This is a genomic window from Brevundimonas sp., from assembly GCF_046295075.1.
Classification (GTDB): Bacteria; Pseudomonadota; Alphaproteobacteria; order Caulobacterales; family Caulobacteraceae; genus Brevundimonas.
In genome coordinates, this window is the sequence record NZ_JBKBOC010000006.1 from 68,056 (window position 1) to 88,200 (window position 20,145).

Consider the following 20,145-nt stretch of genomic DNA (forward strand, 5'->3'; position numbering starts at 1 on the left):
ACCTAATGGACGCCTTCGAAGCCATCAAAGTCACCTTCTTCCAGGAATGCGACGAACTGCTCGCCGACCTGGAGGCGAAGCTGATGCTGCTGGAGCAGGGTCAGACCGACCTCGAAACGATCAACGCCGTCTTCCGCGCCGTGCATTCGGTCAAGGGCGGGGCAGGGGCGTTCGGGCTGGAGGCGTTGGTCCGGTTCGCCCACGTCTTCGAGACCCTGATGGACGAGCTGCGCTCGGGCCGTAAGCCGTGCGATACGATCACCATCAAGACCCTGTTGCGCGCCTCCGACGTGTTGGCCGACCATATCCAGGCGGCCCAGGGTCTGATCCCGCAGGTGGACGAGGGCCGTTCCGCCGCCCTGGTCGCCGAGCTTGAAATGCTGACCCACGGCGGCGAGGCTCCCCCCCCGGTCGAGGACGAAGACGACGATTTCGGCTTCATGCCCATGGCCTTCGACATGGCGCTGGACGAACCCGTCGCCGCACCCGAGCCCGAGCCTGAAGCCGTCGGTTGGCGCATCGTGTTCAAGCCGATGGGGCGGATGTACGCCAACGCCAACGAGACCGGCCTGCTGCTGCGCGAACTGGGCCGCCTCGGCCCGACCACGGTCGTTCTGGACGACAGCGAGACGCCGACGCTGGACGCCCTGTCGGTTGAGGACGGCTGCCTGACCTGGACCGTCGATCTGGACGCCGCCGTCGAGGAAGCCGCCGTGCGCGAAGTCTTCGACTTCGTCGAAAGCGACTGCGAACTGGCTATCACCCCCCTTGGAGGCGCATCGAACATGAACGCACCGTTCGAAGACGAGCCGGCGGCGGTGTTGCCGGCCAGCGACGATCTGGACATCGCCGCCCTGTTGGCCAAGGCCAGCGGAGCGGTCGCGGACCCTGTGCCGGACACGATCCCGTTCGCGGCCATTGAGCCCGAGCCCGCGCCCGCCGTCGCAACGCCTGCCCCTACGCCCGTCGCCGCCGCTCCTGTCGCCACCTCTGCGCCTGTTGCGCCGGCGCCGGTGACGATCCGCGTCGATCTGGATCGGGTCGATCGCCTGATCAACGTTGTCGGCGAGCTGGTCATCCAGCAGGCCATGCTGTCGCAACGCGTGCTGGAAAGCGGCCTGGCCCGTTCGTCCGGCATCGCCCTCGGCCTTGAAGACCTCGAACTGCTGACCCGCGAGATCCAGGACAGCGTCATGGCCATCCGCGCCCAGCCGGTGAAGTCGGTGTTCCAGCGCATGCCGCGTCTGGTCCGCGAAGTCGCCGACATGGTCTCCAAACAGGTGCGCCTGGTCACCGTCGGCGAGGACACCGAGGTCGACAAGACCGTGGTGGAACGCCTCGCCGAGCCGATCACCCACATGTTGCGCAACGCCATCGACCACGGACTGGAAACGCCCGACGAGCGTATCGCCGCCGGCAAGTCGGCCGAGGGCACGGTGCGTCTCGCCGCCCTGCACCGCTCGGGACGGATCGTGATCGAGATTTCCGACGACGGGCGCGGCATCAACCGCGAACGCGTCAAGAAGATCGCCATCGACAAGGGACTGATCGCCGCCGACGCCCCCCTGACCGACGAGCAGATCGACAATCTGATCTTCGCCCCGGGCTTCTCCACCGCCGCCGTCGTGTCCGACATCTCGGGCCGGGGTGTGGGCATGGACGTGGTCAAGCGCTCGATCCAGGCCCTGGGCGGCCGGATCTCCATCAGTTCGGTTCCGGGCAAGGGGTCGACCTTCACTCTCAGCCTGCCGCTGACGCTGGCGGTGCTGGACGGCATGGTCGTCGCCGCCGCCGAACAGACGCTGATCGCGCCCCTGCCGACCATCGTGGAAAGCCTGACGCCCCAGGCCGCCGACCTGCATTTCGTCGGTGGCGTGGACCCCGTGATCCGCTTCCGCGACCGCTTCCTGCCGCTGATCGACGTGGCCCTGATCATGGGCTTCCGCGAACAGCCGATGATCCCGACCGACGGCGTCGCCGTGGTCGTCGAGACCGAGAGCGGCCAGCAGGCGGCCCTTCTGTTCGACGCCATCCAGGGCCAGCGCCAGGTCGTCATCAAGAGTCTTGAGACCAACTACCAGCAGGTCGAGGGCGTCGCCGCCGCCACCATTCTTGGCGACGGCCGTGTGGCCCTGATCCTCGACGTCGACGTCATCGTCACCGATATGCGCCGCAAATCCATCCGTCCCGATTTCAAGCTCGCGAGCTGAACCATGACCGAAGCCAAAGATCCCCAGCGCGAACTCATCGCCTTCCGCATCGGAAGTCAGGAATTCTGCGTCGACATCATGTCGGTGCGTGAAATCCGCGGCTGGACGCCGGCGACGCCCCTGCCGCGTTCGCCGGGATACATGAAGGGCGTCATCAACCTGCGCGGCACCGTACTGCCGATCATCGATCTGGGCGCGCGCTTCGGCCTGACGACCTCGGAACCGACGGCGCGCCACGTCATCATGGTCGCCCATATCGGCGGCCGGATGGTGGGTCTGCTGGTCGACGCCGTGTCCGACATCCTGCAGATGAGCGAGGCCTCGGTCCAGCCGACGCCCGACGTCGCCAGCGATCAGGTCAAGACCTTCGTCAAGGGCATCTTCTCGATCGACGGCCGCATGATCAGCCTGATCGAACTGGATTACATCCTGCCTCAAGTCGAAGCCGAAGCCGCATGAACGCCGCCGCCGGTCGGGGATCCATTGTCGAGGGCGAGTTCGTCTTCACCGCCGATGATTTCCGCCACATCGCCGAAATGCTGCATGCCCACGCCGGCATCGCCCTGAACGAGGGCAAGGCCGCGCTGGTCTATTCGCGGCTGGCCAAGCGTCTGCGCACCCTGGGCCTGACCAGCTTCCGCGACTACTGCGCTCTGGTCGAGGGCGTGGACGGCGTGGACGAGCGCCAGAGGATGACGGCGGCCCTGACGACCAACGTCACCCGCTTCTATCGCGAGCCGCACCATTTCGACGACCTGCGCGACCGGGTCATGCCGGAACTGGCCGCCCGTGCGCGCGCCGGCGGCCGGGTGCGCCTGTGGTCGGCCGCCTGTTCGAACGGACAGGAGCCCTATTCGATGGCGCTGACGATCCTTCAGGCCCTGCCCGAGGCGGCGGACCTGGACGTGCGGATCCTGGCTACCGACATCGATCCCAACATGGTCGCCCAAGGCCATGAAGGCACCTATTCCGAAGAGGCGCTGGAACCGGCGCCCGTCACCCTGTGGCGCAAATATTTCGACCGCGCCGACCGCGGCCAATGGACGGCGGGCCAGCAGCTGAAACGCCTGGTCAGCTTCAAGGAGCTGAACCTGATCGGCGACTGGCCGATGAAGGGCAAGTTCGACGTCATCTTCTGCCGCAACGTCGTCATCTATTTCGACGACGCGACCCAGGAGCGGGTGTGGAAGCGGTTCACGCCTCTGATGAACCCCGGCGCGACCCTGTATATCGGCCATTCGGAGCGTGTCTCCGGTCCCGCGACCAGTCAGCTTCAGACCGCCGGCCTGACCACCTATCGTCTGGGTGGACCGGCATGAGCATCATTCGTGTCCTGGTCGTCGACGACAGCCTGACCATGCGGGGCCTGATTTCGGCCGCGCTGAAGTCGGACCCTGAGATCGACGTCGTCGGCACCGCCGCCGATCCCATTGAGGCGCGCGCCGCGATCAAGGAACTGAACCCCGACGTCATCACCCTGGACGTCGAAATGCCCAACATGAACGGGCTGGAGTTCCTGGAAAAGATCATGCGGCTGCGGCCCATGCCGGTCGTCATGGTCTCGACCCTGACGGCGGCCGGGACCGACGTTACCCTGGCGGCGCTCGAAATCGGCGCCGTGGACGCCGTGGCCAAGCCGGCGGTGGCCAGCGTGGACGCCTTCCATGATCTGATCGGCAAGGTGAAGACCGCCGCTCGCTCGCGCGTCCGCGCCCGTGGCGACACCCCCGCCGCCGCCGTGGCGCCGAGCACCTACCGCCCCGATCCCAATCATATCCTGGCCATCGGCTCGTCCACCGGCGGCGTCGAGGCCCTGTTGACCGTGCTCAGCGGTTTCCCCGCCAACTGTCCCGCCACGATCATCACCCAGCACATGCCGGCGACCTTCACCGCCAGCTTCGCCGCTCGTCTGGACCGCGTCTGCGCCCCGACGGTCACCGAGGCGGTGGAGGGCGCGCCGCTGAAAACCGGCCACATCTATCTGGCCCCCGGCGGCGCGACCCATCTGGAGGTCACGTCCGGCATGTCGCCCCGCTGCCGACTGGTCGCCAGCGATCCGGTCAACGGCCACCGGCCCTCGGTCGATGTGATGTTCGAGTCCGTCGTGCGCCTGAAGCGCCCGATGACGGGCGTCATCCTCACCGGCATGGGCAAGGACGGCGCCAAGGGCCTGCTGGCCATGCGTGAAGCCGGCGGCCGCACCCTGGGCCAGGACGAGGCTACCTGCGTCGTCTACGGCATGCCGAAAGCCGCCTTCGAACTGGGCGCCGTGGAGCGGCAGTTGCCGCTGCACCGCCTGTCCCCCGCCATCCTCGAACTGTGCGCCGATCAGGCCGCGCGGTCAGTCGCCTAACCGGGAGCGTACATCATGCCCGCCGCCGCCTCACTTCATTGCCTGGTCGTCGACGATCAGATGACCATGCGCTCGCTGGTCCGCACCAGTCTGCAACAACTCGGGGTTCGCGAAATCCGCGAGGCCGCCGACGGCGAGATCGCCCTGCGCGACATTATCTCCAAGCCCGCGCACCTGATCATCTCGGACTATAATATGCCGAACCTGGACGGTCTGGGCCTGTTGCGCGCCGTGCGCGCCCACCCGCCCACGTCCAAGACCGCCTTCATCATGCTGACCGGCCGGGCCGACCGCGAACTGGTCCAGCGCGCCGTGCAGTTCGGCGTCAACAACTATCTGGTCAAGCCGTTCACGGTCGCTCAGCTCAAAGGCAAGCTGGAAGCCGTCTTCGGTCCCCTGACATGAGCTTCGCCGCCCTGAGAGAGAGCGTGGAAAAGCGCGTACACGTCGGTCAGGGCGAGCACCACATCACGTCCGATCCCAACGTCGTGCTCAGCACCATCCTGGGCTCGTGCGTCGCCATGTGCCTGCGCGATCCGCTGGCCGGCGTCGGCGGCATGAACCACTTCCTGCTGCCGGAAGGGGCGGGGGCGGGGACCGACGCGGGGCGTCGCTACGGCGCCTATGCGATGGAGCTTCTGATCAACGACATGCTCAAGGCCGGCGGTCGCCGCGAGCGGATGGAGGCCAAGCTGTTCGGCGGCGGCCGCATGTTCGACAGCTTGCGCGACGTGGGCCGCGCCAACGCCGACTTCGCCGAGAAGTTTCTGCGCGACGAAGGCATTCCGGTCGTGGGCGGCAGCCTGCGCGGCGACGGCGGTCGTCGCCTGCACTACTGGCCCGTTTCCGGCCGCGCCATGCAACGCGCCGTGACCGACGTCGTCGCGCCCAAGCCCGTTCCCGTCATGGCCCCGGTCGATACCGGCGCGCTGGAACTGTTCTGATCATGAGCGCCCCTCCCGAACATGCCGACCTGCTGGCCGCCGTCGCCGACGAGCTGATGCTGATCCGCGAAGGCATCGACGGGATCGAGGCTCTGGTCAGCGATCTGGTCCGCCGCGCCCCGCCCGAGGAACGCCCCAACGCCCTGACCCAGGCCCAGGCCCTGGACGCCCTGACCCAGAGGCTGGAGGCCCTGTCCGGCGTCCTGCGCATGCTGGGCGGCGGCGCCAGTCCGTCCGAGGCCGTCAGCCGACTGTCGCTGGCCGACATGGCCGGCCGTTTGCGTCCTGCGGCCGGTGAACCGCCTTCGGCGCCTTCGGCCGACGCTGGCGACCTGATGCTGTTCTGATGTCATGGCCAAGGGCGATCGGGTCAATCTGGCGCACACCACAGTCCTGCTGATCGACGATCAGCCCACGTCGCTGGATATGTTGGGCTCCATCGTCCAGGGCTTCGGCTGCAAGGAACAGATCAAGTGCGCGTCTGCCCAGGCGGCGACGGAACTCCTGGCCCGCCGAGCCGTCGATCTGATCCTGATCGACTGCATCATGCCCGACATGGACGGCTATGAGTTCGTGCGCTGGCTGCGGCGCGACGCCCCGACGCCGACCCGCTATGTGCCCGTCATCATGATCCTGGGCCACGCGTCCCAGGCCAAGGTTCAGCAGGGCCGCGACTGCGGCGCCAGCTTCGTGGTCGCCAAACCCCTGTCGCCCTCGCTGCTGCTCAAGCGCATAATCTGGCTGGGCGCCGAGGACCGCGATTTCGTCGAGGCCGAACACTATGTCGGACCCGACCGCCGCGTGCGCAACTATGGCCCGCCGGCCGGAACCGACGGTCGTCGCGAGAGCGACCTGTCCGGCGAACTGGGCGCCGCCGTCGAGGAGAATATGGATCAAGACGACATCGACATGCTGCTGAAACCGATGAAGGTCAGCCTGTGAGCCGCGCCCGATGACCAAGCCCACCATCCGCAAGGTCCACACCTCGCTTCAGCGCCAAATGGCCCGCCCCGGCGGACGGCTGATCGTCGAGGCCGAATCCCGCGCCAATCAGGCGCTGGAGGGCCAGCGCGATCATGTCTTCGATCTGCTGGCGACCAATATCGACGCCATCGACGCCCTGTGCGTCAGTCGTCCTGACGACGCCCCGACCCAGATCTACGCCTTCGCCTCCGCCATGGTCGACATGGCCGGCTATCTGGATGTCCCCGCCTTCTTCGAGGCCGCCTTCAGCCTGTGCGAGATCGCCGACCGCATGCGCGCCGCCGACGCCTGGTCCTGGCCGTCGGTCGAGGTCCACGTCCGCGTCCTGCGCTTGACCTTGGCTGCTCAGGGCCAGGCTACAGTGGATTCCGAACGCCTTCTTGAAGGCCTGCGCGCCCTGACCGCCCACGTCCCTCCGGCGAGTTAACGGCTAGGCCCCATGCTGCGGAACAAGCGTGAAACGAATCAGGACCGAATCGCCGACACAGCCTCATTCGTCCTTTGTTCACCGCGACATCTGGTAGGTTAAAGCCTCTTAACCACAAGCCTGTTCCAACCCGCCGCGACCGCCCAAACCAGACTTTTTCAACGCTAGCGGCGACACCCACTTTTCCAAATCCCCCCAAGACGCTAGGTCACCCCCGTGGCCCCGTAGCTCAGCTGCATAGAGCAAGGCTTTCCTAAAGCCGAGGTCGGGGGTTGGAGTCCCTCCGGGGTCGCCATCCCTCTGCGTCCGCGCTACTCAAGGTGGCTATGACGACCAAAGCCAGCCCGCACCGCAACCACACCATGAGCGACGTTGCGCGCCTGGCCGGCGTTTCGCCGATGACGGTGTCGCGTGTGGTCAATGGGGATGCGCGCGTGCGCGAGGCGACGCGCGAGAAGGTCGAGAAGGTCATTCGCGAGACCGGCTATGTGCCCGATCCCGCCGCACGGATTCTGGCGCGGGCCGGAGGCGGCCGGATCGGCCTGCTGTATGCCAACCCGTCGAACGCCTATCTGGCCGAGGTTCTGTCGGGCGCGCTTGAGGGCGCGCGTTCGGTGGGGCTGTTGCTGCTGATCGAGCCGTCGCGGGCGGGGGCGCCGGACGAGGAGCGCGAGGCGGTTCAGCGACTGGCGGCCGGCGGGGCGCAGGGGGTGATCGTGCCGCCGCCTCTGGGCGAATCCGCTGCGACCCTGGACGCCATCGCGGCCAGCGGCATGAAGGCGGTGGTGTTGGCGGCGCCCGTCATACGCGACGGCCTGATCTCGCTGCGGGTCGACGACCGGGGCGCGGCGCAAGAGATGACGCAGTATCTGCTGGACCTGGGGCATCGCCAGATCGGCTTCGTCGAGGGCCGCCAGGACCAGAGCGCCAGCGCCGACCGCCGCATGGGCGCCCAGGCTGCTGTCGATGCGATCAACGGCGCCATGCTGTGGGCCGAGGCGGGCGACTTCACCTATCGGTCGGGGTTCGAGGCGGGCCAACGCCTGCTGGCGCGATCGCAGCGACCGACGGCTATCTTCGCCAGCAACGACGACATGGCGGCCGGCGTGCTTGCGGCCGTGCATGCCGCCGGCCTGTCGACGCCGGGCGACATTTCCGTGGCGGGCTTCGACGATACCTATCTGGCCGCCAGCGTCTGGCCGACCCTGACCACCATCCGCCAGCCGGTCGCCGAAATGGCCCGTTCGGCCGCCGTCATCCTGGGGCGGGGCGGGGAGACGGACGGTCCGGTCCCCCACCAATTCATCTCCCGCGAAAGCACCGCCTCACCACGCGATTGACATCCGCCTTCCGCTAAAAGATGTTAGCGCTAACACGTCCAAGAACGTGAGGAGGATGATATCTTGTTGCTTGCTGAGTGCCTGCCGGCGGACTGGCGCGACGCGCGCCTGCTTGGACGCGTGATGACCGAGGCCGGGCCCTCGCCGGTGCTGGCGCGCGGCGGGCGGCTTTATGATCTTTCCAGCCATGTCGCCACGACGGCGCATGCGGTCGCGCTGGATGATCTGGATACGGCGGGCGTGGACATGGGGCCGCTGGACGCGCTGACGGTCGCCTCGGCCTGGTCGTCGCAAGGCATGCAGTTGCTGTCGCCGCTGGACCTGCAATGCATCAAGGCTTCGGGCGTCACCTTTGCGGTGTCGGCGCTGGAGCGGGTGATCGAGGAGCGGGCGCGCGGCGACGCCGACGCCGCCAATGCGGTGCGTCAGTCCATCCTCGACCGGATCGGCGGCGACCTGAAGGATCTGCGGCCGGGCTCGGAACAAGCGGAAGCCGTCAAGACCCAGCTGATCGCCGACGGCCTGTGGTCCCAGTATCTGGAGGTCGCCATCGGCCCCTATGCCGAGATCTTCACCAAGGCGCCGGTGCTGGCCTCGGTCGGCTGGGGCGCCGAGGTCGGGGTGCGGTCGGACTCGGCCTGGAACAACCCGGAGCCGGAGGTCGTCGTTATCTGCGATCCCGCCGGTCGGCCGGTCGGCGCCAGCCTCGGTAACGACGTCAATCTGCGCGACATCGAGGGTCGGTCGGCCCTTCTGCTGGGCAAGGCCAAGGACAACAACGCCTCGGCTGCGGTCGGCCCCTTCATCCGCCTGTTCGACGAGGGTTTCGGCATGGACGACGTGCGCGCCGCAACCGTGCGGCTGGAGGTCGAGGGGACGGACGGCTTCGTCATGACGGGCGAAAGCTCGATGAGCCTGATAAGCCGAGATCCCGAGGAGCTGGTGCGCCAGACGCTGAGCGCCCACCAATACCCCGACGGTTTCGCCCTGTATCTCGGCACCATGTTCGCGCCGATCGAGGATCGCGATGCGCCGGGCAAGGGCTTCACCCACAAGATCGGCGACCGGGTCCGCGTCTCGTCCGAGAAGCTGGGCGTGCTGGAAAACATCGTCGCGACCTGCGACCACGCCCCGCCTTGGCGGTTCGGGGTGCTGGAGCTGATGCGCAATCTGGCCGGTCGTGGCTTGCTGGGAGCCGCTGCATGAGCGGCGCAATCTATCCGTCGCTGAAGGACCGTCTGGTCGTCGTTACCGGCGGCGGCTCAGGCATCGGCGCCGGCTTCACCGAGGCCTTTGCGCGCCAGGGCGCCCGCGTCGTCTTCTTCGACATCGCCGAGGCAGATTCCAGGGCGCTGGAGGCGTCGCTTGCCGAGCTGTCGCCGGCCCCGACCTTCCGTCCCTGCGACCTGACCGATGTCGCCGCCCTGCAAGGGCGCTTGGCCGAGATCGTCGCCGAACATGGCCCCATCGACGTCCTGATCAACAACGCCGCCAACGACGATCGCCATACGCTGTCCGAGGTCACGCCTGATTATTGGGACGATCGGATCAACGTGAACCTGCGTCACCTCTATTTCGCGGCCCAGTCGGTCGCGCCGGGCATGCGCGCGCAGGGCCGGGGGGTGATCATCAACCTCGGCTCGATCAGCTGGCACCTGGGCCTGCCCGACCTGTCGCTGTACGAGACCGCCAAGGCGGGCATCGAGGGCATGACGCGGGCCTTGGCGCGCGAGCTGGGCGGCGACGGCGTGCGCGTGGTCTGCATCGTGCCGGGCAACGTCCAGACCCCGCGCCAGATGAAATGGTACACGCCCGAGGGCGAGGCCGAGATCGTCGCGGCCCAGTGCCTGCCCGGTCGTCTCCAGCCCGACGATGTCGCCGCGCTGGGCCTGTTCCTCGCGTCCGACGACGCGCGCCTGATCACGGGTCACGAGTATTTCGTGGACGCCGGCTGGCGATAGGGTTTTCTGAGTTTCACGCCCGCGTCAGACGGGTTTCGGAGGGAATATCGAGATGGCAGGACCGACGGGGGGCTCAGGCCCCGACATTGCGGGCGACGACCGCGTCAACATGGCCTTCATCGCCCTGATCGTGGCGGTCGCCACCATCGGCGGCTTCATGTTCGGCTATGATTCCGGCGTCATCAACGGCACCCAGGACGGGCTGGAGGCGGCCTTCAACCTGTCGGCGCTGGGCACCGGTTTCAACGTCGGCGCCATCCTGCTGGGCTGCGCCGTCGGCGCCTTCATCGCAGGGCGCCTGGCCGACGCCATCGGCCGTCGCACGGTGATGCAGATCGCCGCTGTCCTGTTCATCGTCTCGGCCTTCTGGGCGGGCGCAGCGGACAGTTCGGCCCACTTCATCATCGCCCGCTTCATCGGCGGCCTAGGCGTAGGCGCGGCCTCGGTCCTGTCGCCGGCCTATATCTCCGAAGTGACCCCGGCGGCGATCCGCGGCCGACTGTCGTCGGTGCAGCAGATCATGATCATCACCGGCCTGACGGGCGCCTTCGTGGCCAACTATGTGCTGGCGCGCACCGCCGGCGGATCGACCGCCGACTTCTGGCTGGGCTTCCCCGCCTGGCGCTGGATGTTCTGGCTGCAGGTCGTGCCGGCCGCCATCTATCTGCTGGCCCTGCTGGTCATCCCCGAAAGCCCGCGCTTCCTGGTCGCCAAGAACAAGGACGCCCAGGCGCAGGCCGTGCTGTCCAAACTGTTCGGACCCGCCGCCGGCGCCCGCAAGGTCGGTGAAATCCGCGCCTCGCTGAGCGCCGATCACAAGCCGAAATTCTCGGACCTGCTGAACCCTGCGACGAAGAAGGTGCGCCCCATCGTCTGGGCCGGCCTGATCCTGGCCGTGTTCCAGCAACTGGTCGGCATCAACATCGTCTTCTACTACGGCGCCGTGCTGTGGCAGTCGGTCGGCTTCTCCGAGAACGACGCGCTGCAGATCAACATCCTGTCCGGCGTCCTGTCGATCGCGGCCTGTCTGGCGGCCATCTCGGTCATCGACAAGATCGGTCGCAAGCCCCTGCTGCTGATTGGTTCGGCGGGCATGTTCGTGACCCTGGGCACGGTCGCCTGGTGCTTCTCGCGCGCGGCCCTGATCGACGGGTCGCTGCATCTGGACGACAACACCGGCCTGATCGCCCTGATCGCGGCCAACGCCTATGTGGTCTTCTTCAACTTCAGCTGGGGCCCGGTCATGTGGGTGATGCTGGGCGAGATGTTCCCCAACCAGATGCGCGGTTCGGCCCTGGCCGTCGCCGGCTTCGCCCAGTGGATCGCCAACTTCGCCATCTCGGTCAGCTTCCCCTGGATGGCGGCGACCCTGGGTCTGGTGATCACCTACGGCTTCTATGCGGTCAGCGCCCTGATCTCCTTCTTCCTGGTCCAGGCCTGGGTGAAGGAAACGCGCGGTCGCGAACTGGAAGACATGACGGGCTGATCTTTCGCCCTCTCATACCCATCTCCCCGAAACGGGCGGCGCTCCCCCGCCGCCCGTCAGCCTTATGAAAAGGACATCCCATGACCGACACGCTTGAACTTTCGCACTGGATCGGCGGCGAGAAGGTCGCGGGCGCGATCGCCGGCGAGAGCCTGAACCCGTCCGACACGCGCGACGTCGTGGCCCGCACGCCCAAAGGCGGGGCGGCCGAGGTGGATCAGGCCGTTCAGGCCGCCCGCGCCGCCTTCCCGGGCTGGTCCGACGCCTCGCCAGAAGTCCGCTTCGACGTGCTGGACAAGGCCGGGTCGCTGATCATGGAGCGCGCGGCCCAGATCGGTCGCCTGCTGGCCCGCGAAGAGGGCAAGACCCTGCCCGAGGGCATCGGCGAGACCATGCGCGCCGCCCGCATCCTGAAATATTTCGCCGGCGAGGCGCTGCGCGTCCACGGCCAGAACCTGGCCTCGACCCGTCCGGGCGTCGAGATACAGACCTATCGCCAGGCGGTGGGCGTGTTTGGCTTGATCACGCCGTGGAACTTCCCCATCGCCATCCCGGCCTGGAAGATCGCCCCCGCCATCGCCTTCGGCAACACCGTCGTCATCAAGCCTGCCGGCCCGACCCCGGCCACGGCCGAGGCCCTGATTGCCGTCCTGCATGAGGCCGGCCTGCCCAAGGGCGTGGTCAATATGGTCATCGGCGACGGCGACGTGGGCCGCGCCATCGTGGCCCATCCCGGCATCGACGGCATCAGCTTCACCGGCTCGCAGGCCGTGGGCGCGGGCGTCGCCGAGGGCGCGGTACGGCGCCAGGCGCGGGTCCAGCTGGAGATGGGCGGCAAGAACCCGCTGATCGTGCTGGACGACGCCGATCTGGACCGTGCAGTCGCCATCGCCCTGGACGGCAGCTTCTTCGCCACCGGCCAGCGCTGCACCGCCTCCAGCCGCCTGATCGTTCAGGACGGCATCCACGACCGCTTCGTCGCCGCCCTGGCCGAGAAGGTCGCGGCCCTGCGCGTCGGCGATGCGCTGGACCCCAACACCCAGATGGGCCCGGCAGTCACGGAGGCCCAGCGCGAAACCTCATACAAGTACATCGACATCGCCAAGGAGGCCGGCGGCCGCATCGTCACCGGCGGCGAGCGTCTGAACCTCGACAAGCCGGGCTGGTACGTCCAGCCGACGCTGATCGCCGACACGGTCGCCGACGCCCGGATCAATAACGAGGAGGTCTTCGGCCCCGTCGCCTCGACCATCCGCGTCGCCAGCTATGAAGAGGCCCTCGCCGTCGCCAACGGCGTCGAGTTCGGCCTGTCGGCCGGCATCGTCACCCAGTCGCTGAAATACGCCCGCGACTTCCAGCGAAACGCCCGCGCCGGCATGACCATGGTCAACCTGGCCACCGCCGGGGTCGACTATCACGTGCCGTTCGGCGGATCGAAGAAGTCGAGCTATGGCTCACGCGAACAGGGCTTTGCTGCGGTGGAATTCTATACCCAGATCAAGACTTCCTATTCGGCGAGCTGATCTATGAGCGAAGTGGAACTGGTTTGGGACATCCAGGCGGAGCTGGGCGAAGGCCCCGTCTGGGATGCGGCGCGTGGCGCGGTGTGGTTCGTCGACATCAAGGGTCGAAAGCTGCATCGCTACACCCCCGCGACCGGCGAAAAACGGTCGTGGGACACGCCGGACCAGACCGGATTTGCTCTGCCCGCCGAGGACGGTTCGCTGGTCTGCGGCGTGCGAGGCGGGCTGTATCGCTTCGATCCAGATCAGGGCGACTTCTCGCGGTTTCAGCCGGTCGAGGAAGACCGGCCGCAGAACCGCCTGAACGACGGCTTCGTCGCGCCGGACGGTTCGCTATGGTTCGGGTCGATGGATGACAGCGAGGAAGTCCAGACAGGCGCCCTCTATCGCTGGTTCCAAGGCGAGCTGACGCGGCACGACGACGGATACGGCGTCACCAACGGCCCCTGCCTCAGCCCGGACGGCCGCACCCTGTATCACCACGATACGCTGAAGAAGACCGTCCTGGCCTTCGACCATGACGACGGCGCGATCTCCAACCGGCGCGTCTTCGCCGTGACCGAGGACGGCTATGCCGACGGCCCCAGCATGGATGCGGCGGGCGTGCTTCACGTCGGCCTGTTCAACGGCTGGGGCGTGGCGCGTTTCGCGCCCGACGGGACGCCGCTGGGCAAGATCGACATGCCGGTCCAAACGGTGACCAAGGCGGCCTTCGGCGGTCCCGATCTACGCGACCTCTATATGACCACGGCCTGGCTGGGGAACGCCGACAAGCGCGCGGACCAGCCGACATTGGGCGGGCTTTATCGCGTGCGCGTCGAGACGCCGGGCCTGCCGCAGAACCGGATCCGCCTATGATCCGGCTGGAGGCCGGCGACTGGCGAGCCACAGTGGCGCCGGAACAGGGCGGGGCGGTGCTCAGCCTGGATTGGCAGGGCCAGCCGGTGTTCCGCCCCACGCCGGACGGCGCGACCGACATTCTGGACACCGCCTGTTTCCCGCTGGCCCCCTACGCCAACCGCATCGCCGATGGACGCTTCGTCTTCGACGGCCGCCCGGTGCGACTGACCGCCCTGGACCGGTTCGCCCCCCACGCCCTGCACGGCGACGCCTGGCTGCTGCCCTGGACGGTCGAAAACCAGACGGAGAGGCGAGTCGAGATGACCCTGGACTGGCCGGGCGACGAGGCCGGCTGGCCCTGGCCGTGGCGCGCGCATCAGGTCATCGACCTGACGGAGCAGGGCCTAACGATCACCCTTTCAATGACCAACACCGGTGAGGCGGTCATGCCCGCCGGCCTGGGCCTGCATCCCTATTTTCACCGATACAGCGACAGCCGACTGACCCTGTCGGCCCAGGGCGTCTGGATCACCGACGCCCGCGAGATTCCCGAACGCCTGGCGTCCCCAGCCGGGATCGCGGACTGGTCGAACGGCCTGGCCCTCGCCGACGCACCCTTCGTGGATCACGCCTATGCCGGCTGGTCCGGCGAGGCGTTGCTGGACGGCGGCGGTCGCCGGGTGACGCTGACCGCCGATGCGCCCGCGCGCTGGACCCAGGTCTATGCGCCGACGGGGGCCGACTTCTTCTGCGTCGAACCCGTCACCCATCGACCCGATGCGCACAATGCGCCGTCGTCGGAACAGACCGGATTGCAGCGACTGGCGCCGGGGCGCAGCCTCGGGATGGCGATGATGGTGTCGGCTGTGGAACTCCCACTCTAGTCGAGAGGCGGCCGAAGTCGGTTTGGCGAAATGTAAAAGGGCGCGGCCTTTCGGCCGCGCCCTCTGGCGTTACATCGGTGGACGGGGATTAGCCGCGACGGTTGTCGTAATCGCGACGCTCGTTGCGGATCTGGGCCGACAGGCGGTCGAAGCGGCGGTCAAGATCGGTCCGCTCCCAGGCCGTCAGGCCGCCGCGACGGTAGTTGGCCTCCAGGCGCAGGATGCTGCTGAACTCGCCGCGCAGGCGGACAGCTTCGCGGCGGCTGAACTGGCCGTTGCGGACGCCTTGGTCGATGCGGCGGTCCAGGTTGGCCTGGCGGGCGTTGATTGACTGCCAGGCGCCATAGCCGGCGTGCTGGGCGCCGTGATGCGGCGGGGCCGGGCGGCTATAGGATTGCGCGAAGGACGGGGCGGCGACCGAAACGGCGGCCAGAACGATGGCGGGGACGATAAGCTTGCGCATGGCGATCTCCTTGAAACTGTCTGCGCCGGTCGGGGTGACCAGCGATGAGGAGAGTTGACCATCCGGGGGCTGAGCCGGTTCTGAACAGCGCCGATCAGATTCGGTTCATGTCGGTGACAACTTCGACAGGATCGGTGTTCGCCGGTTTGGCGCGACGTGGGCTTTAAACTATACGACGTATTCAGCGCCCGTTCAGATGATTGGGCCTAGATCGGTCGCCATGTCCCGTAAACCCGCCAGCCTCATCGTCGCCCCGCCCGCCCTGGCCTTGGCCCTGGCCTTGGCGTTCGCTCCCGTCCTGTCGACGCCGGCGGTCGCTCAGTCGCGCGATCAGGGTCAACAGTCGCAGGATCGACCCCCACCCCGCGTCAGCCCGGACGAGGCGCGTCGCCGTGGCGGCGCGGCCGGCGGCGGCCGCCCCATCGACACCCAACCGCGCCGCGACGGCAACTACTCCGTCCTGGTCGAACGTGACGGCCGCGTGCGCGAGGTCGTGGTCGATGGCCGCACCGGCCAGGCGCGCCCTGACGACAACAACAATCAACGTCGCAGGCCCGACTGATGCGCGTGCTTTTGGTCGAGGACGACGCGGATCTGTCGCGTCAGCTTAAGGCGGCGCTGGGCGACGCGGGCTATGCCGTGGATCACGCCCCGGACGGCGAGGAAGCCCATTATCTGGGCGAGAACGAACCCTATGACGTCGTGGTGCTGGACCTGGGCCTGCCCAAGATCGACGGCGTGTCGGTGCTGGAGCGCTGGCGGCGCGACGGCAAGACCACGCCGGTCCTGATCCTGACGGCGCGCGGCGCCTGGTCGGACAAGGTGGCGGGCTTCGACGCCGGGGCCGACGACTATCTGACCAAGCCCTTCCATACCGAGGAACTGCTGGCGCGCCTGCGGGCCCTGCTGCGCCGCTCGGCCGGCATCGCCTCGGCGACCCTGGCCTGTGGCGGGTTGCGGCTGGATCCGCGCGCGGCGCGGGCCAGCGTCAACGGCGAACCCTTGCGCCTGACCTCGCTGGAATACCGGCTGCTGCATTACATGATGATGCATCAGGGCCGGGTCATCAGCCGCACCGAACTGGTCGAGCACCTGTACGATCAGGACTTCGACCGGGATTCCAACACCATCGAGGTCTTCATCGGGCGCGTGCGCAAGAAGGTCGGGTCCGACCGGATCGAGACCGTGCGCGGCCTGGGATATCGGCTGACGCCTCTGGCGGGCGAATCCGAACCGGCGTGACCGGGCAGGCGGTATCGAGGCGACGCGCCAGCCGCGGCGATTGGGGCCGCTGGTTCGGGCGGCCTGGTCGCTCATTGACCCGGCGGCTGATCTGGCTGGCCTCGGCCTGGATTCTGGTGGCCCTGGTCGTCGCCGCCCTGGTCCTGACCCAGGCCTTCCAGGAATCGGCGCTGCGCCGCCTGGGCTCCATGCTCAGCGAGACCTCGGACGAGATCGTAGTCGCCGCCAGCCGCACGCCGCAGGGCGAGGTGGTGCCCCAGATTCAGGACGCGCGGACCCTGCGCCTGCTGTCGGGCAAATACTGGCAGATCATGGAGGTGCGGCCGGACGGCCAACTGGTCAGCCTGGCGCGGTCCACATCGCTGTGGAGCTACGACCTGGCCTTGCCGGCCGATCTGCCCGACCGGCTTGATGCGGCGTTCGGCGACGTCATCACCTTCAACACCACAGGCCCCAAGGACGACGCCGAGACGCGCGAGCCCCTGCGCGTCGCCGCCAGCATGAAGTCCATTCCCCGGCACGAAAATCCGGTCATCTTCATCGCCGCCATCGACCGGTCCGAGGTCGATGCGGATACGCGCCAGTTCGCCCGCGTGACCTGGACGGCGATGCTGATCCTGGGGCTGGGCCTGGTGTCGGCGGTCTTCATTCAGGTGCGGATCGGCCTGCGTCCCCTGTTCGACCTGCGTGACGAGATCGCAGACGTGCGCAAGGGCAAGTCGGCGCGGATCGGGCGGTCCTATCCGCTGGAAATCCAGCCCCTGGCCGAACAGGTCAACCGCCTGCTGGATCATAACCAGGAGGTGGTGGAGCGTCAGCGCACCCACGTCGGCAACCTGGCCCATGCGCTGAAGACCCCGATCTCGGTCATGCTGGCCGAGGCGGGGACGACGCAGGGCGACCTGCCCGAACTGGTGCGGCGCCAGACCAAGGTCATGCAGGGCCAGGTCGATCACCATCTGCGCCGCGCCCGCGCCGCCGCCCGCGCCGCCCACGGCCTGGGCGAGACCACGCCGGTCGCCGAGGTGCTGGACGAGCTGGCGGTCATGATCGAACAGGTGTTCCGCGACAAGAACGTCGAGATCGACTGGCGCGCGCCCGACAACCTGTCCTTCCTGGGCGAGCGTCAGGACCTGCAGGAAATCCTGGGCAATCTGATCGAGAACGCCGCCAAATTCTCCAAGCGCCGGGTCCGTGTTTCGGCGGGCGGCAGCGGCCTGGGGCAGATGATCCTGGTGGTGGAGGACGACGGGCCGGGCCTGCCTGCCGACCAACGCGATACGGTCATGCAGCGCGGCGCGCGGCTGGACGAGAGTGCTCCCGGCTCGGGCCTGGGCCTGTCGATCGTGGATGATCTGACCCGCGCCTATGGCGGGCGGCTGAACCTGGCGGACAGCGATATGGGCGGGCTGAAGGCCGTGCTGGAACTGCCCGCCGCCCAGGCGGACTAGAGCGGGTCGCCGCCCCGGCGGTAGCACTCGCAGGCGGCCCGCTCCAGCGCCGCCCGGTCCAGCACCGTGATCCGGCCGCGCGAATAGGCGATGGCGCCGGCCTTCTGAAGCCCCTGCGCCGCCTCGTTCACAGTCGTGCGCTGCGACCCCAGCATCGAGGCCAGATACTCCTGCGTCAGGTTCAGGGTGTCGCCCTCGACCCGGTCGTGACAGCGCAGCAGCCATTTGGCGAACCGCTGGCCCGCGTGGTGCAGGGCGTTGCAGGCGGTGGACTGCTCCAGTTCGCCCTGAAGCCGGGCCATATAGTTGCCGACAGCGTCGCGCACGCCCGGCCGCTGGGCTGACAGCGCTCGGAAACGGGCGGCGTCCACCCGCCGCGCCGTGCCGGCGACCTGGGCCACGCTGCGGGTATGGGCGTGGTGCGGCACGACCGAGGCCACGACGCCCAGCACCCCCTCGCGCCCGATCATGACCGTCTCCACTGTTCGTCCGTCTTCCAGCACCGCCACCGAGGAGCAGAAGCCGCTGTCGATGAAGTGCAGGTGTTCGATGGCGTCGTCCGGCTCGTTGAACACATGCCCCAGGGCGAATTCGACGGGGACGGCGATCGCCAGCAGGGCGTCGCGGTCTTCGGGATTCAGGTCGTGGATCAACCGGTTGCCCGGCGGGAGGCTGCGCATGAGTTCGCGCATAAGGCGATCTGCCTCGCGCGTCTGTCGAAACTCGACACAGCGTAGCTGTATCCAGTCCCGGTTTCTGGGGAAAAGCCCTGATTTTACCGAGATATGTACGAAACCGATCAGCCGGCGTCGGCTGCGGGGCGCTCCAGCCGAGCCACGAGACGCTCCGCCTGATGAACCTCGACCCCGATGCAGGAGGCGTGGTCGGCCAGGCGCTTGCGGGCGGCGGCGACGGCGATGTCGTCGTCGGCCCCGTCGAAGAAGTCGAGCAGGGGGCGGCGGTCGGCCTCGTCGAAGAAGTGAAACTCGTAGATGCGCAAGCTTGGCTCCTAAGGCTTGACCGTAACGGCTTACGCGGGCCGCCGTCTGTCGGATGTCGACACAGCGTCGCCGCAGCGGGAGCCTTTGCCGGGCCAGAGGCGTTAGGGGGCATCTCGACGCCGGAGACGCGATGAAAGCCGCCACGACCCTTCGCCACGCCGCCGCCGATCTGGGCCGGGCCGTGCGCCTGCCGCCGCTGGCGACGCTGGTCGAGTGGGCGGCGCGGGTCGGATATGGCGCGCGAGGCTTCGTCTATCTGTCGGCCGGGGCGCTGACCCTGCTGGCGGCGACCGACCGGATCGGCGAGGCCGTGGGGACCAGCGGGGCGGCGGGGTGGCTGGCGGAGCAGCCGTTCGGCAAGGTGTGGCTGGTGCTGCTGGGGCTGGGCCTGTGGGCCTTCGTCGGCTGGCGCGTGCTGCAGGCGGTGTTCGACGCCGACCATGAGGGGGCCGACCTGAAGGGGTGGGCGACGCGGGCCGGGCAGGCGGCCAGCGGCCTGTTCTACGGCGTGCTGGCGTCGGGGGTGTTCGAATATCTGGACGAGTTCGGCGAGGCGACCAGCGCATCCTCAGCCCAGGCCGAGAGCGTCGCCGAGAACCAGGAGAAGGCGGCCGTTCTGCTGGGCCTGCCGTTCGGCGAGGCGCTGCTGATCGGGGCGGGGCTGGTGGTTCTGGGCGTCGGGATCGGCAATATCGTGCGGGCCTTCCGGGACGATTTCGACGACGCCCTGGCCTGTCCCAAGGCCTTCTGCGGGACGGCGACGGCCCTGGCGCGGGCGGGCTATGGGGCGCGAGGCTTTGCTTACCTCCCGCTGGGGGTGTTCGTGGTTCTGGCGGGGCTGCATGCGCGCTCGGGCGAGGTGACGACGACGGCGGCCGCGCTGGACGCGCTGGAGGCCCAGCCGGGCGGGTCGTGGATCCTGGGGCTGACGGCGGCGGGGCTGATGGCCTTCGGCGCCTTCGCCTTCGTGGAGGCGCGCTGGCGCAGGATCCGGCCGCCGCGCGATCTGAAGATCGGCTGAGGCTTGGCGTCGGGC

The 20,145-nt window shown here is 68.1% G+C and carries 23 protein-coding genes and 1 tRNA gene; 21 read left to right on the forward strand and 3 right to left on the reverse strand.

All coding sequences use genetic code 11. The features are described 5' to 3' along the window. Window positions 1-5: 5 nt before the first annotated feature. The 17 genes from ACK4MH_RS06940 (at window position 6) to ACK4MH_RS07020 (ending at window position 14,952) form a co-directional block, all read left to right on the forward strand. Window positions 6-2,210, forward strand: a complete 2,205-nt coding sequence (locus tag ACK4MH_RS06940) for a chemotaxis protein CheA (RefSeq protein WP_409716478.1) — start codon at window positions 6-8, stop codon at window positions 2,208-2,210. A 3-nt stretch (window positions 2,211-2,213) separates the two neighbouring features. After that, window positions 2,214-2,669, forward strand: a complete 456-nt coding sequence (locus tag ACK4MH_RS06945; RefSeq protein WP_409716480.1) for a chemotaxis protein CheW — start codon at window positions 2,214-2,216, stop codon at window positions 2,667-2,669. Beyond that, a complete protein-coding gene (locus ACK4MH_RS06950; RefSeq protein WP_409716482.1) occupies window positions 2,666-3,529 on the forward strand; it encodes a CheR family methyltransferase in 864 nt (287 codons plus the stop codon). The genes ACK4MH_RS06945 and ACK4MH_RS06950 overlap by 4 nt, the downstream gene beginning before the upstream one ends. Continuing rightward, a complete protein-coding gene (locus tag ACK4MH_RS06955) occupies window positions 3,526-4,563 on the forward strand; it encodes a chemotaxis response regulator protein-glutamate methylesterase (RefSeq protein ID WP_409716484.1) in 1,038 nt (345 codons plus the stop codon). The genes ACK4MH_RS06950 and ACK4MH_RS06955 overlap by 4 nt, the downstream gene beginning before the upstream one ends. 15 nt (window positions 4,564-4,578) lie before the next feature. Beyond that, window positions 4,579-4,968, forward strand: coding sequence for a response regulator (locus tag ACK4MH_RS06960; protein WP_008262387.1), 390 nt, complete (start codon window positions 4,579-4,581; stop codon window positions 4,966-4,968). Next, window positions 4,965-5,507, forward strand: a complete 543-nt coding sequence (locus tag ACK4MH_RS06965; protein WP_346494401.1) for a chemotaxis protein CheD — start codon at window positions 4,965-4,967, stop codon at window positions 5,505-5,507. The genes ACK4MH_RS06960 and ACK4MH_RS06965 overlap by 4 nt, the downstream gene beginning before the upstream one ends. 2 nt (window positions 5,508-5,509) lie before the next feature. Next, the gene (locus ACK4MH_RS06970; protein ID WP_409716487.1) at window positions 5,510-5,854 is read left to right on the forward strand and encodes a hypothetical protein; all 345 of its coding nucleotides are present in this window, start codon (window positions 5,510-5,512) and stop codon (window positions 5,852-5,854) included. Window positions 5,855-5,858: 4 nt separating this feature from the next. Further along, complete coding sequence (locus ACK4MH_RS06975) at window positions 5,859-6,449, forward strand: response regulator (RefSeq protein WP_409716489.1); 591 nt, start codon at window positions 5,859-5,861, stop codon at window positions 6,447-6,449. Window positions 6,450-6,459: 10 nt separating this feature from the next. After that, the gene (locus tag ACK4MH_RS06980) at window positions 6,460-6,918 is read left to right on the forward strand and encodes a hypothetical protein (protein WP_409716491.1); all 459 of its coding nucleotides are present in this window, start codon (window positions 6,460-6,462) and stop codon (window positions 6,916-6,918) included. A 218-nt stretch (window positions 6,919-7,136) separates the two neighbouring features. Beyond that, a tRNA-Arg gene (locus ACK4MH_RS06985) sits at window positions 7,137-7,213 on the forward strand. A 31-nt stretch (window positions 7,214-7,244) separates the two neighbouring features. Further along, a complete protein-coding gene (locus tag ACK4MH_RS06990) occupies window positions 7,245-8,258 on the forward strand; it encodes a LacI family DNA-binding transcriptional regulator (protein ID WP_409716492.1) in 1,014 nt (337 codons plus the stop codon). Between the two features lie 63 nt (window positions 8,259-8,321). Continuing rightward, entirely contained in the window at window positions 8,322-9,464 is a 1,143-nt protein-coding gene (locus ACK4MH_RS06995) for a fumarylacetoacetate hydrolase family protein (RefSeq protein ID WP_409716494.1), read from the forward strand. Beyond that, window positions 9,461-10,219: an SDR family NAD(P)-dependent oxidoreductase gene (locus tag ACK4MH_RS07000; RefSeq protein WP_409716496.1), complete on the forward strand. Its 759-nt coding sequence runs from the start codon at window positions 9,461-9,463 to the stop codon at window positions 10,217-10,219. The genes ACK4MH_RS06995 and ACK4MH_RS07000 overlap by 4 nt, the downstream gene beginning before the upstream one ends. 52 nt (window positions 10,220-10,271) lie before the next feature. Further along, window positions 10,272-11,705, forward strand: coding sequence for a sugar porter family MFS transporter (locus tag ACK4MH_RS07005; protein WP_409716498.1), 1,434 nt, complete (start codon window positions 10,272-10,274; stop codon window positions 11,703-11,705). An 80-nt stretch (window positions 11,706-11,785) separates the two neighbouring features. Next, window positions 11,786-13,228 (forward strand): aldehyde dehydrogenase family protein, encoded by a 1,443-nt coding sequence (locus tag ACK4MH_RS07010; RefSeq protein ID WP_409716499.1) that lies wholly within the window; start codon window positions 11,786-11,788, stop codon window positions 13,226-13,228. Between the two features lie 3 nt (window positions 13,229-13,231). Further along, on the forward strand, window positions 13,232-14,086 hold the full coding sequence (locus ACK4MH_RS07015) for an SMP-30/gluconolactonase/LRE family protein (RefSeq protein ID WP_409716501.1): 855 nt from the start codon (window positions 13,232-13,234) through the stop codon (window positions 14,084-14,086). Beyond that, window positions 14,083-14,952, forward strand: coding sequence for an aldose 1-epimerase (locus ACK4MH_RS07020; RefSeq protein WP_409716503.1), 870 nt, complete (start codon window positions 14,083-14,085; stop codon window positions 14,950-14,952). Before ACK4MH_RS07015 ends, ACK4MH_RS07020 begins: the two co-directional genes overlap by 4 nt. An 88-nt stretch (window positions 14,953-15,040) precedes the next feature. On the opposite strand, the gene ACK4MH_RS07025 is transcribed toward ACK4MH_RS07020, so the two are convergent. Next, window positions 15,041-15,415, reverse strand: coding sequence for a hypothetical protein (locus tag ACK4MH_RS07025; RefSeq protein WP_409716505.1), 375 nt, complete (start codon window positions 15,413-15,415; stop codon window positions 15,041-15,043). 220 nt (window positions 15,416-15,635) lie between these two features. On the opposite strand from ACK4MH_RS07025, the gene ACK4MH_RS07030 reads away from it, so the two are divergent. The 3 genes from ACK4MH_RS07030 to ACK4MH_RS07040 all read left to right on the forward strand — a co-directional run bounded on the left by ACK4MH_RS07030 (window position 15,636) and on the right by ACK4MH_RS07040 (window position 18,108). Then, on the forward strand, window positions 15,636-15,977 hold the full coding sequence (locus tag ACK4MH_RS07030; RefSeq protein WP_409716507.1) for a hypothetical protein: 342 nt from the start codon (window positions 15,636-15,638) through the stop codon (window positions 15,975-15,977). Next, window positions 15,977-16,657, forward strand: a complete 681-nt coding sequence (locus tag ACK4MH_RS07035; protein WP_409716509.1) for a response regulator transcription factor — start codon at window positions 15,977-15,979, stop codon at window positions 16,655-16,657. Before ACK4MH_RS07030 ends, ACK4MH_RS07035 begins: the two co-directional genes overlap by 1 nt. 74 nt (window positions 16,658-16,731) lie before the next feature. Beyond that, window positions 16,732-18,108 (forward strand): sensor histidine kinase, encoded by a 1,377-nt coding sequence (locus ACK4MH_RS07040; RefSeq protein ID WP_409716511.1) that lies wholly within the window; start codon window positions 16,732-16,734, stop codon window positions 18,106-18,108. On the opposite strand, the gene ACK4MH_RS07045 is transcribed toward ACK4MH_RS07040, so the two are convergent. Together ACK4MH_RS07045 and ACK4MH_RS07050 are read right to left on the reverse strand one after the other, a co-directional pair. Next, window positions 18,105-18,800 (reverse strand): Crp/Fnr family transcriptional regulator, encoded by a 696-nt coding sequence (locus ACK4MH_RS07045; protein ID WP_409716513.1) that lies wholly within the window; start codon window positions 18,798-18,800, stop codon window positions 18,105-18,107. The genes ACK4MH_RS07040 and ACK4MH_RS07045 overlap by 4 nt on opposite strands. Window positions 18,801-18,907: 107 nt before the next feature. Beyond that, window positions 18,908-19,108 carry a hypothetical protein gene (locus tag ACK4MH_RS07050; RefSeq protein ID WP_372692721.1) on the reverse strand — a complete coding sequence of 67 codons (201 nt, stop codon included), beginning with the start codon at window positions 19,106-19,108 and terminating at the stop codon, window positions 18,908-18,910. 131 nt (window positions 19,109-19,239) lie between these two features. On the opposite strand from ACK4MH_RS07050, the gene ACK4MH_RS07055 reads away from it, so the two are divergent. After that, the gene (locus ACK4MH_RS07055; RefSeq protein ID WP_409716515.1) at window positions 19,240-20,130 is read left to right on the forward strand and encodes a DUF1206 domain-containing protein; all 891 of its coding nucleotides are present in this window, start codon (window positions 19,240-19,242) and stop codon (window positions 20,128-20,130) included. The last annotated feature ends 15 nt before the right edge of the window (window positions 20,131-20,145 follow it).